Source organism: Methylobacterium sp. FF17, from assembly GCF_025813715.1.
Taxonomy (GTDB): domain Bacteria; phylum Pseudomonadota; class Alphaproteobacteria; order Rhizobiales; family Beijerinckiaceae; genus Methylobacterium; species Methylobacterium flocculans.
The window spans coordinates 5,484,670-5,500,423 of the sequence record NZ_CP107532.1; the positions used below are offsets into that span (position 1 = coordinate 5,484,670).

The 15,754-nt window shown below is 67.0% G+C and carries 11 protein-coding genes; 8 read left to right on the forward strand and 3 right to left on the reverse strand.

Annotated features, from left to right (window positions below):
• Positions 1-127: 127 nt before the first annotated feature.
• The 3 genes from OF380_RS26095 to OF380_RS26105 form a co-directional block, all read right to left on the reverse strand.
• Positions 128-3,256 (reverse strand): PAS domain-containing protein, encoded by a 3,129-nt coding sequence (locus OF380_RS26095; protein WP_264048539.1) that lies wholly within the window; start codon positions 3,254-3,256, stop codon positions 128-130.
• Positions 3,257-3,870: 614 nt separating this feature from the next.
• Entirely contained in the window at positions 3,871-4,431 is a 561-nt protein-coding gene (locus OF380_RS26100; RefSeq protein ID WP_264048540.1) for a TetR/AcrR family transcriptional regulator, read from the reverse strand.
• 414 nt (positions 4,432-4,845) lie between these two features.
• Positions 4,846-5,211 (reverse strand): exopolysaccharide production protein YjbE, encoded by a 366-nt coding sequence (locus OF380_RS26105; RefSeq protein ID WP_264048541.1) that lies wholly within the window; start codon positions 5,209-5,211, stop codon positions 4,846-4,848.
• A gap of 439 nt (positions 5,212-5,650) precedes the next feature.
• On the opposite strand from OF380_RS26105, the gene OF380_RS26110 reads away from it, so the two are divergent.
• From OF380_RS26110 to OF380_RS26145, 8 genes are all read left to right on the forward strand, one after another.
• Positions 5,651-6,013, forward strand: a complete 363-nt coding sequence (locus OF380_RS26110; RefSeq protein WP_264048542.1) for a PilZ domain-containing protein — start codon at positions 5,651-5,653, stop codon at positions 6,011-6,013.
• 628 nt (positions 6,014-6,641) lie between these two features.
• A complete protein-coding gene (locus OF380_RS26115; RefSeq protein ID WP_264048543.1) occupies positions 6,642-7,733 on the forward strand; it encodes a Kelch repeat-containing protein in 1,092 nt (363 codons plus the stop codon).
• A gap of 60 nt (positions 7,734-7,793) precedes the next feature.
• On the forward strand, positions 7,794-8,804 hold the full coding sequence (locus tag OF380_RS26120; RefSeq protein ID WP_264048544.1) for a hypothetical protein: 1,011 nt from the start codon (positions 7,794-7,796) through the stop codon (positions 8,802-8,804).
• A 928-nt stretch (positions 8,805-9,732) separates the two neighbouring features.
• A complete protein-coding gene (locus tag OF380_RS26125; RefSeq protein ID WP_264048545.1) occupies positions 9,733-10,446 on the forward strand; it encodes a Crp/Fnr family transcriptional regulator in 714 nt (237 codons plus the stop codon).
• Between the two features lie 602 nt (positions 10,447-11,048).
• Complete coding sequence (locus OF380_RS26130; protein WP_264048546.1) at positions 11,049-11,906, forward strand: manganese catalase family protein; 858 nt, start codon at positions 11,049-11,051, stop codon at positions 11,904-11,906.
• A gap of 112 nt (positions 11,907-12,018) precedes the next feature.
• Positions 12,019-12,336: a metal-sensitive transcriptional regulator gene (locus tag OF380_RS26135; RefSeq protein ID WP_264048547.1), complete on the forward strand. Its 318-nt coding sequence runs from the start codon at positions 12,019-12,021 to the stop codon at positions 12,334-12,336.
• A gap of 1,117 nt (positions 12,337-13,453) precedes the next feature.
• Positions 13,454-14,761, forward strand: coding sequence for a carbon-nitrogen hydrolase family protein (locus OF380_RS26140; RefSeq protein WP_264048548.1), 1,308 nt, complete (start codon positions 13,454-13,456; stop codon positions 14,759-14,761).
• Positions 14,762-14,817: 56 nt separating this feature from the next.
• Positions 14,818-15,729, forward strand: a complete 912-nt coding sequence (locus tag OF380_RS26145; protein ID WP_264048549.1) for a hypothetical protein — start codon at positions 14,818-14,820, stop codon at positions 15,727-15,729.
• The last annotated feature ends 25 nt before the right edge of the window (positions 15,730-15,754 follow it).

Here is a 15,754-nt window from a genome sequence, read left to right on the forward strand (position 1 = left end):
CATCATCGAACAAGCCAGCCGCTCCGGCTTTGGAAGAGCGTTCCCCTCCCCGGTAGGCGAAGACATCTCGAAAGGGGAAGCCGAAGTTCGAACCCATCCGCTCCCGAGGCCGCGGCCTACGATGGGGTCAGGCAACCCTCTCCTTGTCGGCGTCATGGAACCGGAAGGTGTTCCGGCCCGCGGCCTTCGCGGTGTACAGCGATGCGTCCGCACGCCTGAACACGGCGTCGTGATCGAGACCGTCGTCAGGCATCAGGGTGATGCCGATGCTGAGGCCGACCGCGATTTCCCGCTCCTCGAAGACGAAAGGCCGCCCGACCGCCGCGATCAGGCTTTCGGCGAGCATGGCCGCGTCCTTTCGGCTGCGTAGGTTGGTTCGCAGGACGGCGAACTCGTCGCCGCCCAACCTGGCCAGCGTGTCCTCGGCGCGCAGCGTTGCCCTCAGACGTGTCGACACCTCGACGAGCAGTGCGTCCCCGGCATGATGACCGAGCTCGTCGTTGACCTGCTTGAAGCGGTCGAGGTCCAGGTAGAACAGCGCGAGCCTCTTGCCCTCGCGCCGGGCCTCCGAGAGATCCTGCTCGAAGCGCTCCCGGAACAGGGAGCGGTTCGGCAGGTCCGTCAGCGGGTCGTGACGGGCGAGATGGACAAGCCTTTGCTCGGTCCGCTTCCGGTCGGTGATGTCCAGGGTCAGTCCCACGATTCGGACGGGCCTGTCGCTCACCTCGTCGTAGACGATCCTTCCGAAGCTCTGGGCCCACCGGAATCCACCCGCATCGGAAGCGCGGACCCTGAACTCGGCGACGTAGGTGGTGCGCGTGTCGATGGCACGCTCGACGGCGGCTTTCGCGAAATCCAGGTCATCGGGATGCACCACGAAGTCCCACTCCTCCGCGCTCAGCTCGATGGCGGTGTGCTGCCCTGCGCTCGCCGGCGCCAACAAGCCGTGCATGCCGGGATTATGGCTCGACAGGCGGACCAGGCCGGTCGTCAGGTCCCACTCCCAGACGGAGGCGCCCGCAGCCTCCTGGGCGAGGCGCAGGAGACCTGCCGTCTCCTCAAGCCGGTGCCGCGCCTCGACGCTGTCGTGGATGTCGAGCGCCGTCCCGATCCAGCCCGAGATGCCTTGCCGCTGCTGGATAGGAAGCATCAGGACCTTGTGCCAACGGTAGGCCCCATCGCGACGTCTCAGGCGGCCTTCCACCTCGTACATGCATCCATCGGCGAGGGCGCGGTCCCAGGCTCGCTCCATTCGCCCCGCGTCGTCCGGATGGTTCCGGTCCAGTCGCTCCCGGCGCGTGGTGCCGGCGGAGCCGTAGTACGTCCGGAAGGGCTTGTTGGTGTAGGTGGCGCACCCGTCTTCCGGGCGCATGACCCACACCATCTGCGGCAGGGCATCGGACAGGGCACGGTAGCGGGCTTCGCTTTCCGCCAGGGCAAGCTCGGCCCGCTTGCGGGCGTCGACGTCGATCTGCGTGCCCACCATGCGAAGCGCCTTGCCCTCGCCGCCTCGCCTGACGACCTTGCCGCGCACGAGGACCCAGCCGTATCCGCCGTCCTTCCTTAGGAGCCTGAGCTCGCACTCGTAGGCAGGCGTCCGACCCTTCAGGTGCTCGCGCAGCAGTTCCGTGGCCGCCTCGGCGTCGGCTGGGTGGGCAAGGCGCGTCCACGAGGAGAGATCCGACGCCAGGTCGCCGCGGGCGTAGCCCAGCATTGCGTACCATCGATCCGAGAACCAAGCCTCCCCCGTCGCGACGTCCCAATCCCAGAGCCCGTCGGAGCCGCTGTCGAGGGCAAGCGCCAGCCGTTCCTCGCTGGCCCGGAGCGCCTCCTCCACCGCCTTGGCGGCGGTGACGTCGCGCAGCGTCGCGACGTAGCCGGTCGGCTTGCCTGTCTCGGCATCGCGCATGAGGTTGAAGGAGTTCTCCAGCCAAACCCACGAACCGTCGCGATGGCGATAGCGCTGCCGGGTCAGCGCCCGGTCCGTCTTGCCTTGCGTGAGGTCGTCGAGCATGGCCCGATAGGCCGGAGCGTCCTCCGGATGAACGTAGTCGAGCGGGCGCGTGCCGACCGATTCATCCGCGTCGTGGCCAAGGATCGTCTTCATGGCAGGCGACACGTAGCGCCGCGTGGTGTCGAGATCGCACCAGACGATGATGTCCGTCGCATTCTCCGCCAGGAGGCGGTACCTGCGCTCCGAGTCCTGCACGGCCGCCTGCGCCGCCCTGCGGAGGGTGATGTCCGAGAAGGTGAGGAGGCAGCCTCCGTCCGGCAGGGCGACACGTCGCACTTCGAGGATGGCACCGCCTGGGCCTTGCCACTCGGTCGGCGATGGATGTCCAGGCTTATCGCCGTCTGCGGAGGCTTGATCGTTGCCGGTCAACGTTGGCGGGAGGTCACCGCGGTCACGTTGGAATGCTTGTATATCCTCGCATGCGGCCCCTTCGTGCAGGACGGACGCCGGCAGGTTCAGGAGTTCCGAGGCGCGGGGATTGAACAACCTCACCCGCGCGTCGGCGCCGAACATGATCAGACCCTGATCCATCTGCCTGAGCGTGGTGCCGAGGGTCGCGTTGGCCTCCCGGACCAGCCCCTCGCTTGCGGTAAGGTCGGTGATGTCGAGGATGACGCCGTACAGCGCGGTCAGCGCCCCTGTCTGATCGTAGTCGGGGGCGCCTTGGACAAGGACGTGGCGGATGGTTCCGTCGGGGCGCACGACGCGGGCACGTCCCTGGTAACCGGCTGCATGCGGAGATTGGCCGGCAAGGGCGGCCTCGATACGGGCGCCTACGCCGGCCCTGTCCTGGGCATGGTAGTAGGCGAGGTGGCGATCCAGGGGGATCGAGCCGCCCTCGGGCCTGGGGCGTCCGAAGATGTGTGCGAGCCCTTCGGACCAGAGGATGCGCCTGTCCTCCGGGGTGATGCGCCAGTGGCCGACGCTCGCCGCGCATTCCGCCATGCGCTGCGCCCGGAGCATGGAATCGGTCGCCGATGCGCTTTCGGCCAGCGCGCGTTCGGCCCGTTGCCGCGCCTCGGCCTCGCCCGCGCTCGCACGGTGCGCCGAAAGCAGGCGGATATGGCCGGACACGATCCGGCCGAGGTTCCGGAGTTGCTGACGCTGCTCGTGGGAGAACGTACGCGGCACCGTGTCGATGATGCACAGGGTGCCGGCCCAAGGGTCAGGTTCAAAGCCGACGGCTACGCCGGCGTAGAAGCCGATGTGCGGCGCGCCCGTCGCCAAGGGGCCGCCGGCCAACCGCCCATCCCGACCGGCGTCCTCAACCACCAGAAGCCCGTCGGGCGGCGAAGGATGGGAGCCGAACGGGACCTCCAGGGAGATGTCCCCGAAATCCGGGCCGCGTTCCGCCCTGGACCACTGCCCGCCCCCTTGGGGTAGTGCTACCCGAGCGAAGGGGACGTCGAAGAGGGCGCATGCCGTCTGGCAAACGGCATCGAACTGTTCTTTGGTCGCCATATCGAACGCGTCGGGCACACGCGGTGCTTCGAGCCGGTGGGCCTCGTTCGGCAGGTTGGTGGACATGGTGGACCTACCAGAGGCATGAACAGGATGGCTGGCAAGCCATGCACCGCCCACGATAGGACTCTTATGGTTAAGGCAGTCCTATCCGCCGTTCGTGCCGTCCTCGTATGCTGCCGTTCGCTTGGATCTTCCCTTGGGAGGTACGGTGCAAATCGTGGACGGTCCCGAGGAACCGCAAAAACCCGCCACGGATCGCTCCGGGCGGGTCGAGGTTGCGGCAGTCGACCGCGCGGGGGCGCATACCGGCCGAAAGCCATCCGCACCTTCGCTTGGATAGGTTACCGAAAGCTTTCGAGGACGTAGCTCCTGGCGCCGGGATGGTCGAAGTCCTAGAGCGTGCCGCTTCGCAGAACCTTCAGGATGGCGGCGATCACGGCGCCGAGGCGCGCTTCCGCGATGTCAGCCGGCAGACTGGCGTCGTTTCGGATCGCCGCCGGGTGGGTGAAGCGATAGCTTGCGTCGAAGATGTGCGCGATGGCCCGTTCCCGGTCCCTGGCCGAGAAGGCGCCTGTGGCGATGCCCTCCTCGACGATGCCCTCCACTAGGCTGCGGAGACGAATACGATGCCGCCGCGCGGTCGGACGCGCTCGGACCATGGCGTCGAGGTGAACGGCGAATAGGTTCGGCTCCTTGGCCAGCGTCTCGCGCTGCATTCCGGCCAGGGAGGTCAGCAGGCGCTCGATCTTGTCTTCGGCTGGGTCCGGCCCTTCGGCGATGCGGGCAAGTTCATGCTCGACGTTGCGCAGCCACCCTTCCGCGACCGCGTCGATGAGGGCCTCCTTGGATGGGAAGTAGCGGTAGACGTTAGCATGGGTCATCCCTGCCTCGTTCGCGACCGCCACGACGGTCAAGCGCCTAGGGCCGAGACGATGCAGGTGCTCGGTGGCCACGGCGAGAAGGCGAGGGTTACCTCCTGACGTCGCCCGCGCCGGCTTCGCTTGCCCGTTGCCGGGATCGACGACGCTGGTGGCACTTCCCGGTGCCTCGGGAGCGTTCGGGTACCCGCACCCAGGCAAGACGCCCTGCCCGACCTTACGCAAGAAGGCCGACACCAAGCTTGGGGGCGTCATCAGGCCCGGCACCGGGGATCGGGGAGATGGTCCACGAGGCGCCTGCCGGAAGGGGTCCGCCAAGCACTTCGTGTCCTTGGGTATCCGTGTCCTTCCTGTCGGGGGCGCTGCATGCCCGCATCCGACGGTCGCAGCCTAGCCCAATCCTCGGTGGACCCAGATAGGCCCTTGATGAAGGCCCGCCGCGGGAAGTGCTGAACGAGCCTCGGGGCAAGCTCACGGAAGGTTATAGGATCAGCACCCGTCGTCCTTCTTGCCGATGCCTTGGTTCGCACCGGCGTTGTTCATGGCTCCGACCGTTCCGGGCGAGGCGGGCTGCTGGCCTCCGGCCAGGTTCTTGCTGGCGGGGTCCTCGCTTCCCTTGCTCGCGGACGTGCTTGCGCCCTGCTTCTCGCCAAGGCCTTGGTTGGCGCCGACATTGTTCATCGCACCGACGGTACCAGGCGACGCGGGCTGCTGACCGCCTGCGAGGTTCTTGCTGCCGGGGTCCACGCTGGCACCCCTGTCCTTGCCCGATCCCGTGTCACATGGCGCGGCATGAGACGCTGCGGTCGTGACGGCAAGGATGGCGACGGTTCCGGCGATCAAGGAGAGCTTCACGGGCGTTCCTCCGTAGTTGTTGGCGGGAAGTATAATTCCATCCGCCGCCGTCAGTTCCCGAATGTCTCTATCCTGCATCGATGGAAGCCAACTGATGGTAAGCCTGAGCCTTCTTGAAGGATCATGGCATTATGGTTCCTGCGCTGCGCGCGAAGCGGATGGCATCGTGACGAACGCAAGTGACTTGCTTCAGAAAAGGGACGCTCCTTGGGGATCCGATACGGCGACCGGACCACGGCCGACTCAAAGCCGTGGAGGCGGACGCTCTGGAGGCGTGGCCGGTCTTCCAAGAATGGTGTGCCGACTTCCGCGAGGTGGCGATGGAAGCCCGGCCATTCGTTCGCCCGGTACCGGCTCGCGTGATTCGTTAATGACGCCTAGGTATGAATTCAGTCGTCGTAACCGCGCGGTGAACCGTATGTCTGCGAACTCACAACCGGTGACCGGGGAAGCATCGTTCGGGGAGAGGGAGGCCAGGGCCGAGACGAACTGGATAGGCGTCATCCGGACGTCCGAGGGCATCGAGATCCCCTGCACCGTCAAGGACGTCTCGAAGACGGGCGCAAGGATCTGGGTCCCGGCCTCCTATCACCTGCCGGAGAACTTCATGCTTCGGGTGCTGGGCAAGGATTTCGTCTGCAAGGTCGCGATGGCTTGGCGCAAGGGGAACTTCGTCGGGGTCCGGATCGAGCGGATCGGCAAGCTGCCACAGAAGCAGGCGGAGACCATTGCGGACTCCGAGACGGTGGCGAGCAAGCATCAAGTTATCGGCTCCCGGCGAAGCCGGATATCGGCCTTCTGAGATAGCGTATGCCCCCGATACGGGGAACATAAGCCGATATAAACCGGGTTCCGCGCGTGCTCGAACGCCGGTGCAAGGTCTGTTCTTCCGACACGTCCCGACGCCGCCCGGGTCTGCAACGCCCGACGGATGGCCATCAGGCGTTGCCTAGACCGTACCATGTCCCTTGTCGCCCCCGGTATTCGTCCAGACGATCAGGTTCCAGAGGACTGGTCCTGCTTGTGGATGCTGGTGATGGTTCTGTGGCGGGAACGGATCGCCTGAATTGCAGGTCGCCTCTTTCCCGCAGTTCCTGCATCGATAGATCCCTGACTGTGGAACGATGTCTCCGGGTTTGTAGAAAGTGGACCAAACCGCCTCCGTGCCGTTGGCTTTCACCAAATTGTCGGCGTTCTTGTACCATGCCACCTAGCCTGACCTCCGCCCATCCCTGAAAATCCCCTTCCGCCAAGTTGGCGCAGGCCCTCTCCTTTGACAAGGCGTGGCGGATGACATCCCGCAGGCACCATGGCGCAGTAATCGCCGGTCGCTATTGCAGAATGCCAGCAATCTGTACTCCCGCAGCGCGACATGCTTCCATGTGAGCCGTCGCCTGGTCGCGGCCGCATCTTCCCCAACGAGGTCGTCCATGCAGCCTCTCCGACGCCTGCTCCATGTCGCTGCCGGCGTTCTCTCTTCGCTGGTCGTTCCGTCGGTGCATGCCCAGCAGGCCGAGCCCGTCCTGTCCGAGTGGACATCGACCGCTTCCTTCGAAGGGCCGCGTACCTCGCATGCCGCCTTCGTGGCCGGCAATCGCATCTATGTACTGGGCGGCCTGTTCGTTGCCGGAACCGGCCCGACGATGCTGGACGACATCCAGGTCGCCGAACTGGGGAACGACGGTGCTGTCCTTCCCACCGGGTGGCGTACGGTCGGGCACATGCCGAGCGCGCGCTCGGGTCACGGCTTGGTGGCTTTCGACGGCCGCGTCTACCTCGTGGGCGGATACTCCGGAACCGGCACGCTCGGCGACACCGACGTCGCGACCCTTGGGACCGACGGAGCCCTTGAACGATGGGTTCCAAGCCAATCGCGGCTCAACATACCGAGGTCCAACCTGGCCCTGCAGGCCTGGAAGGCTCCCTCGGGCCAGGCATACCTGCTGGCCATCGGCGGCGTGAACCAGGTCGGATCGGACACGGTCCATTTCGACGAGGTCGAGACCGCTCCGGTCTCCGCCGACGGGGCGGTCGGACCCTGGCGTGTGTGCCCCTTCCACCTGAAGGGTGGCCGGTCCGCGCCCGGCGCGGCCGTGCTGGGGAGCACCTTGATCGTGATGGGCGGCTGGGGGGACCTCCTCGAAGACGTGTTCGGGGACGTCCAGGTCAGCACCCTGCAGGAGGATGGCTGCCCGGGTCCATGGACGACCTCGCCGCGTCCCCTGCCGCTGCCCGTCTACGGCCACTCGGTTGCCCTGCTGCGCACCGCGAGCGGGTCCAAGGCCTTCGTGCTCGGCGGAAACGCGGGCGAGGGGAACTACCTGAACACGGTCCAGGCCGTGTCCATCGCGAGCGATGGCCTGCCCGGACGCGTCGGTTTCGACAGCCACGTCTTCGCGGTCCCCCGATGGGGGCATGCGACCGTGCGCTACAACGACTACCTGTACGTGATTGGCGGGGCCCGGCGCGGAGGCAGCGGGTTCCTGGCCGACGTCCAGTTCACGCGCGCGACGTTTCCCTAAGTGCCGACCCGAGGTCCCTTCCTCGCGCGTCTTGCCCGGTACGGGTTCCCGGCCTTGCTCGTGGCCACGCCGCCCGGGACCCTCGGGTCGCGGCCCGGTACGCCGTCGCCCCTGCCTTCGGCGGCAGGGCCCCTCGCCCTTTGGATCGCCTCCCGGCCTCACCTTGGGCCGAACACGCTCGGCAGCTTCGGGACGTCGCCCGCGCGCCTCTCGTCCTTCGGTCGGTTCGTCGCATTCCTCGTCTCGGGCGATTGGGAAGCGGCCCGGGCGCTGGCCCCTTCGCTGAACTACGACGTCGTCGCCATCGACGACGGAGGAGCCAGGTACGTCGCTGCATCTGACAGGTCCGGTCGGGACGCGACCGTCGTCGTGAGCCTGGCACCCGCTCGGGACGTAGTCTTCGAGGCGCCGCATGTTCCGTTCGAGGCCGGGACGGTGGAGGAGGCGATGGAACTCCTTCATCGTTCCGGCGGGCGTGCGGCGCTCGTCTCCGGCGCGCATCGCTGCGCCAGCATGACCTTCGCCGGATGCAGCGGGACGACGGACGTCTGCGGCCGGTCGGAGGCATACAGGGATTCCGACGTCGGCCATTACGCCGACACCCTCTTCCAGGTCGCGCACCAAACCTTGGCCTCTCTATGGCCACGCTCCGTGGCAGTCTCCCTGCATGGCATGAGGGACGATGCCGAGGGCGTAAGGACGTCGCTCATCGTCTCAAGCGGAGCGCACGGTGCGGATCCCGGGATGACGTTGCCGGCGACCCGCTTGCGTGCTTGGCTGGGGCGGTTTCCGTCCCCGGACGGCACGGTCGTGAGCTGCAATCACCCCCCGGACGACCGGTATGGTTTCCGAAGGCTGTGCGGCTTCACCAACGTGCAAGGCCGCTTCGCGAACGGGAGCCCCGACATCTGCTCGGCGAGTGCGGAAACGGCGACGGGACGCTTCATCCATCTCGAACAGGATTGGACCATCCTTCGGCCGTTCGCGGAGGATTGGCGCAACATCGGCCGATACCCCTTCGCGATGAGCCTGGTCCAAGGGATCATCGCGGTGACGCCCCCGGCCAGGTGACGGTCCCGGGCTAGGACTTCGACTGAGGGCGCGCCTCGCGGCTTTGGAAGCCTGGGTCGGCTTCGCTGAGCGGCCTTCCGTCCGACGCCCTCGCTCACCACCCTGCCGGCGTGTGCCCGTCGGTTAGCGCCGGTTGACGAGGCTTGTACGTCGCGCCGGGCGGTGCCCTGACGTTCGCCGGCAAGGGCCAGGCCCAGAGGGCGACACGCGGCGAGCCCCCACGCCTCACCGACTGAACTCATCTACGTTGCAGGGTATGAACGGACGCGCGAACTTCCCGTCGCCTACCGTGACGCGGGATGGGGTGAATTTTGCTCAGGTCGAGGAGAGTATGGCGCGGGCGGGGAGGCGCGTCACCGAGCAGGAGCCCGGGAGCGAGATCCTGCGTTCCCGGGGGCACGACTCAACGCAGACCGAGGGAATGTTCGCCAGCCTCTATGCAACCCTGGGGTATTGGAGCGCGAGCCGCGCACGGGCTTTCGCCACGAGCCAAGCGTGGTGCAAAGCTTGAGCGGCTGCGCGTCTGGAAGTGCAGGCTTGCCTCGCTCCTCGTGCCGCGGACCGACGCACGCAGAATGGCTTGCCGCATGTCCGATGCGCGGTGACCTCCTGGCGGCCGCGGGCACAGCTCAATGACCGCGTGGAGACCGTCCACACGGGGACGGGACGATCTGCCATGGTCGGATGGTACCGCCCGGTGCTTGGAAGCGACTTCCGGAGATGCGGCTCCGGGAGCCGCATCGGCCTGGGAGACGGCTCTTCGATTGCTTGGGGGATCCGTGCGTTTGGGTCGCGTCCCGACGCGTTGCTTATACAGCCTGCCGTCGCTTAAGGCGCGCCACTGCGGGCCATCGGCAGAACGATGCGCCTCGACCACTAGCCGAGGCGAAGCAACATGCCATCCCCGTCCGCTCGTCAGCCGTCGGACATGCTCCTGCGGAAGCTGGAATCGATTGCGGCCATTTCGGGGAACACGCGTCGAGCGGTCCAGGAACTGCCGTTCAACGTCCGCACGCTGAGGGGAGCGCAGGACATCGTTTCCAACGGCGACAGTCCCTCGCAATGCTGCCTACTCGTGGAAGGATGGGCGTTTCGCTACAAGCTGACCGGCAAAGGACGGCGGCAAGTCCTGTCGTTCGACGTGCCCGGAGACATCCCGGACCTTGGAGGACTGCACCTCCCAACGATGGATTACGGGCTCGCCACCCTCGGGGGCGCCATCGTGGCCTTCATCCCGCATCAGAGCCTTCGCGCCATGGTCGGAAGCTATCCGGATGTTGCTGCCATCCTCTGGCGCCTCACCCTGGTGGACTCTGCGGTCCTCCGTGAGTGGATCGTGGGCCTGGGGCAGCGCTCCGCCTGCGCGCACATAGCCCATCTCTTCTGCGAGTTGTACCTTAGGCTCGAAGCGGTAGGCCTCGCCAGCGGGCATCGTTGCTCGCTGCCGATGACCCAGGCCATGCTCGGGGATGCCCTTGGATTGTCGACGGTGCACGTCAACCGCGTCCTTCAGGAGCTGCGGGGCATGGGGTTGATCACCTTCAGCGGCCAAGTGCTGGTCATCCAGCGATGGGATGAGCTCCGGCGTGTCGCACAGTTCGATCCAGTGTACCTGCACTTGGCGGCGCGGCCAGGCGGGTAAGGCTCGGCTACGTTCCGTACCTGGCTGCACGGAGACCTCCTGTGAGCGGGGCTGCGGCCCACGTAGGAAACGTTCCGGTGCTGCCGCCAGGTAGGCCGGGACCCTGCGCCTGTCCCACGGGAACAGGGACGTCGGCGGCCGTGCCGGCGTTCGGCACCTCAGGCGAGGCTCCAAGCGAGCACCAGGATGCCGCCGACGAAAAGCCCGTACGTGACGATCAACGCCGCGATCTCACGGTGCAGCAGCAGGGTGGCCTTGGAGGCAGGGGGCATCTGATCGGACCGGCAAGGAGGCATGCCCCTTGTGGTCCAAGGTCATTCCCAATTCGAGCGACATGCGCTTCGCGGGGCGAGGAAACACGCGGCGTTGCACGCATGCCACGATGGATGGGTGCCCGACGCTCCGGGCGTAAGTTCGTCGGGATGGAAGTAGAAGGCGCCACATCGTCGGTCGCATCGGCTCATATGCCTTCGCCGCCGCACGCAGGAATCCGGTGAACAAACACACGCCTGGCCGATTATGAGGATGCCGGCACATACTCCCCGTGAGTACCCAGCGAGCCTTCGTGCCGCTGTGCCCGCTTCGCCGGCAGGAGAATCCACATGCTGTACCTCGACAAGCGCCTGCAATACCCCGTGAAGGTCGACAGCCCCGATCCGGTCTATGCGCGCATGCTGCAGCAGGCCATCGGCGGCATCGAGGGCGAGATCCGCGTCTGCATGCAGTACTTCTTCCAGGGCTGGGGTGCCCGTGGGCCGACGACGAAGTACCGCGACATGCTCCTCAACACCGCCACCGAGGAGATGGGCCACATCGAGATGCTGGCCACGGCGGTGGCGATGAACCTGGAGACCGCGCCGACGAAGGTCCAGGAAGCCGGCGTCGCCGACGCGGTGGTGGGAGCCGTGATGGGCGGCGAGAACCCGCGCCACGTCATCGAGGGCATGCTGCACCGGCACGTGCTCTCCACCGGCATGGCCGCCTTGCCGGTCAACTGCGACGGCGCGCCCTTCGACATGAGCCACGTCTACGCCAGCGGGAACCTCGCGGCGGACATGTACTGCAACGTCGCCGCCGAGACGACGGGCCGGGTCCTGGCCGTGCGCCTGTTCAACGCCACGAACGATGCCGGCATGCGAGACATGTGGAGCTTCCTTATCGCCCGGGACACCATGCACCAGCAGCAATGGCTCGCCGTGGTGGAGGAGCTTGGGGGCAACGAGGGCAACCTGCCGATCCCGAACAGCTTCCCGCAGAGCAAGGAGCACGAGAAGTTCAACTACAGCTTCTTCGTCTCGACGCAGGATGGCTCGGCTCCGCCGGAAGGTCGCTGGACCAGCGGTCCCTCGCTCGATGGCAAGGGCACGTTCAACGTCGTGCAAAACGCCCCCATGGGCGAGGAGCCCGTGCTCGGCCCGGCACGGCCCGACAGCGGTGCCCAGTCCCAGCAGATCGCTTGATCAAGACGGGGGCCTCGGGCGCGTCCTGAGGCCCCATCTTAGCCGCCAGCGCCCTCATGGTAGGTGTCTGAACCAGGGCCAGTGTCGGTTGGCCTGAGTGAGGATGCGTGCCGTGACCGAGAGCAAGCTCATCGACGGGCGACTGGAGTTGCGGCGCAGCGAGGACGACAAGAAGCCGCTACTGCAGCGCCTCAACAAGATCGAGGGTCAGGTGCGGGGCTTACGCACCATGATCGAGGAAGACCGCTACTGCCTGGATGAGGTCCAGCAGATCAACGCGGTCTCCGCAGCGCTTCGTGAGGTCGCGTTGCTGATCATCAGCCAGCACGTGGCGCAAGGCGTCCAGCTCGCGGTTCGCGAACAGGAAAGCGATGGAGCGGTCGAGGATGTCATGCGCGTCCTGAAAGCCGCAATGCGCATGCGCGAGTGAAGGGCTCGCCGACCTGCGGGTTCGGGCAGCTCGGCCTAGCGGCATCGATTCAGCCGGTACGAGATCGAGGCCGACGGTCTCGGATCCTCGCTCGTCGACTGCGGGTCCGGCAACGCCGGTGGCCGCAAGGGGTCGCCGCTTGCCACCAGCTCCCGTTCGAGCCTCCTGAGCGACAGAGCCCTAAGGGCATTTCGTGCCGTCAACACCGACCATGCCCAGAGGACAGCCAGGACCGAGAGGTCCTCTCGGCTTCGGAACGCGCGCCGTTCGCTGCGGCCATCGTTCTCCAATCGGATCATCTGCAGGCGCAGGAGCGCGATCTTCTCCGGAGGCGACGAGCTTCGACGGTGCGGCATGGCCCCTACCTCCTTCCATTCCCTCTGCGGCGTTGCGGGGCGATGTGCGCTGCAAGATTCCTTCTGTCGGGCGTTCCTTGCTTTCCCATCGCATGGGACGGCGGGTCCGCTCGTTGGAGCGAAGGCTCTCCCGGAGTTGACGATGGGTACGCCCGCCGACCGGTATCGGACGTCCCTTCCCGCGAAGAGGGACCGGTCGTGGCCCAGGGGGCCTGCCTATGCCCCATCGTTCGATGCCGCGTTGCGGTACGGCGCATGGTAACCTTCCCCGCTACCGGGACGCCCCTGCATAAATGTAAGCGAGTATCCGAAGTTCGGCGACAGCAAACCAGGGGACGCCAGGTACATCGGACTCGTCCCCTGGCGAGACCGGCGACACCGCCCGACCCACTCTGTTCGTTCCGGCACCGTCCCCGAACCAGCATCGGAGCTGTAGCCGGGCGGACCCATCGAACGGGTAGCGGCTTGCTTGCGGCCCCCGGTCACCCGCCCGTGGCACCCGTCGACGTTCCTCCGACTTGCGGGACCTGCCGGCGCACCTGGCAAGCGGCTCACCATCGTGCCGAAGGTCATTCGCCCGGACGCGTTGTGCATGCCAAGCGGAAGACCTCGGCCCCGATGCCGTCGGAGGGGCACCAGACCCGCTCGACGGAACGGTCCGTCCCACGCGCGATCATCCTGACTGGCTCGGCACAGAATGGCCCTGGCGGATTTCGGCGCTCCGCCGTATACGCGTCGCCCCCTACCCTCCTTGGCTTCCCATGACACCCGCTGACTGGATCGAGAGCGCCTCGGCGCTCGCGGCGCGACACCGTGACCTTACGGACCTTTCGGCCGCGACCTGTCGCAAGGCTCTGCTCGACGTCGACCGGCTCTTCAGGCAGGCACCGACGCCCATGCGCGAGGCGTACTCGCAGGTGCCTGAGCGGGCGCTCGTCGCTGCAGGCCGGCTCCGGGCGGATGCGGTGACGTCGGGCGACTACGCCTGGACGTTGCCCGTCGACGCGGACCTGCGTTCCTGGGCGCTGGCGGCGGGCGCTCAGGCGCGGGCCCTCGACGAGGTCCTCTTCCGCACGGCTCCGAGCCATTTCGGACCCGTCGATCCGGAGGAATGGCTCTGCGCCGCGAGCGGCGCCTACGCCATCCCCCGCTCACGGGTGCGGGAATCCGAACGCCGCCGCGAGGGTCATCGCTTCACCCGACGCGGCATCCTGCATCACCGCGTCCTGCCGGAGATCCTGGAGGCGGGCTACCGCGTCAAGCTCGTCCGGCACGACACCACGGCTTCGCCCGCCGGCGAACAGGTGACGATGGGGGCGGCGCTCTTCCCCGGCCTGAAGCTGGCAATCCGTTCGGCCGATGGAGGCTTCGTGGTCACCGACGCCATCTGCGACGGCGCGGCGGACACGGTAGCCAGGCAAATCGAGGCAGCCTACGCCGGGGGCTGCTTCGCGGCGATGTGGCCCGAGCTCACCGTCACGCCGGCGCTGCTCGCCCTAATCCGCGACACCCTCGGGCTGCGCATCCTCACGGCCGACCCGCGCAGCGCGCTGCAGATGGTCGTCGCCGGCTCCTGGCACACCGAGGAGGATGGTAAGGTCTGGAACGTCGCCACCGTCCTCGACGGCTACGGAGCGGAAGCGCTCACCTATCGGAAGGTGCTGCCCTACCGCGATGGGAAGATCGGCACCGAGGCCATCGGGATGCCGGCGGAGGTGCCGGTGCTCGTCACCGACGACCACCTGTTCGGCTTCGGCATCTGCAAGGACTTCTGCGATCTCGGCGTTACGCTCGCCTACAAGGACCTCGACGTCGACCTCGTGCTCGTGCCCTCGATGGGCAACCCCGCGACCATGGAGGGGCATCGCAGTACGGCCAAGGGAATGCGCGTCACCTTCGGGACCCGGGCCTTCGTGGTCCAGCAGGCCGATCCGGACGGACCGACGGCCGAGCAGCCCGGCTGGGTGCTGCCCTTCCCGGAGGATCCGACCGGAAAACCGGTCGCCGAGCTGCGCCAGGGTGGGGATTGGCAGGTCTATACGGGAACCATACCGCGCGGCGGCGACTAGACGAAAATGTGAAACGTCCTAGAATGAGGGCGAGCGAAGCTGAAAGGTTATGAAGGATGGCGACTGACGCGACGCTGGACGACATCGCGCTGGGCGACGTCGGTCCGGCACAGGCGCGGGCGGCCCTCTCCAAGGCGTTCGGCGGCGAGGATCCCAAGGCGGTGGGACGGGCCTATACCGTGTTGAGGGCCTGGGTCTGGAAGGCGCTGGACGGCCGGCGGCGCGATGCGGAACTGCGCGAGTGGTTCGACGTCCTGAAGCGCGCCGCGGCCTTCCTGAGGACGCGGGACGTCGCCCTTGCGGAGCGCGTGGCCGCGCTGCACGAGCTCATCCACGAGTCCATCGTCGTGTCCGAACGGCTGCCCATGAGGGCCGTCCTGCAGCGTCGCCATGTGCGCGACGTGCTTGCCATGCTGGTCGTCGCCCCGGGCGGGCGCCTCGACCGCGCCGAGGTCGGTCGCCGGCTCGGCCTCAAGCAGGGCAACCTGACGCGCGTCCTGAACATGGTGACGGAAGCCGGACTGGCGGAGCGCACCGTGCACGGCAAGCAGGCCGAGTTCCAATTGACCCGCGCGGGCTTGGACGCAGCGGCCGAGCTCGGCTTTCGCAAGCCCACCCCCAAGCCAGTGGCCAGGACCCGGGTCCGAACGGATCGTCGCACCGAAAGCGCCCCCCTGCCTGGCTTTTCGGACGCGGCGGCAGGTGCAGCCATCTACGACTCGTTGGAGCGGGATGGTTTCACGCTGCTCGGCTTTGCGAGTGACCCCGGGGGAGCGCTCATCGACCAGGGCCTTTCCCGCGGGAGGTTGTATGGCAAGGCGCAGCTGATGGAGCATGCATCGGCCCTGACCTTTCTGGAGAAGCCGTCGGCGGAAGCCATGCCCCAGGGATCCCCTGCCCGACCGCCCTTGGCGCCTTCCCCGGCCCGAAGGTCGAGGAAGGCGCGTGCGGAAGCTGCCCACGATTGAGGTTGCGGGACCGGGCGAAGGCTGT

Excerpts from the sequence above, each read along its gene's own strand:
- OF380_RS26145 (WP_264048549.1), top strand. The coding sequence starts at position 14,818 with ATGGCGACTGACGCGACGCTGGACGACATCGCGCTGGGCGACGTCGGT.
- OF380_RS26125 (WP_264048545.1), top strand. The coding sequence starts at position 9,733 with ATGCTCCTGCGGAAGCTGGAATCGATTGCGGCCATTTCGGGGAACACG.
- OF380_RS26130 (WP_264048546.1), top strand. The coding sequence starts at position 11,049 with ATGCTGTACCTCGACAAGCGCCTGCAATACCCCGTGAAGGTCGACAGC.
- OF380_RS26140 (WP_264048548.1), top strand. The coding sequence starts at position 13,454 with ATGACACCCGCTGACTGGATCGAGAGCGCCTCGGCGCTCGCGGCGCGA.
- OF380_RS26115 (WP_264048543.1), top strand. The coding sequence starts at position 6,642 with ATGCAGCCTCTCCGACGCCTGCTCCATGTCGCTGCCGGCGTTCTCTCT.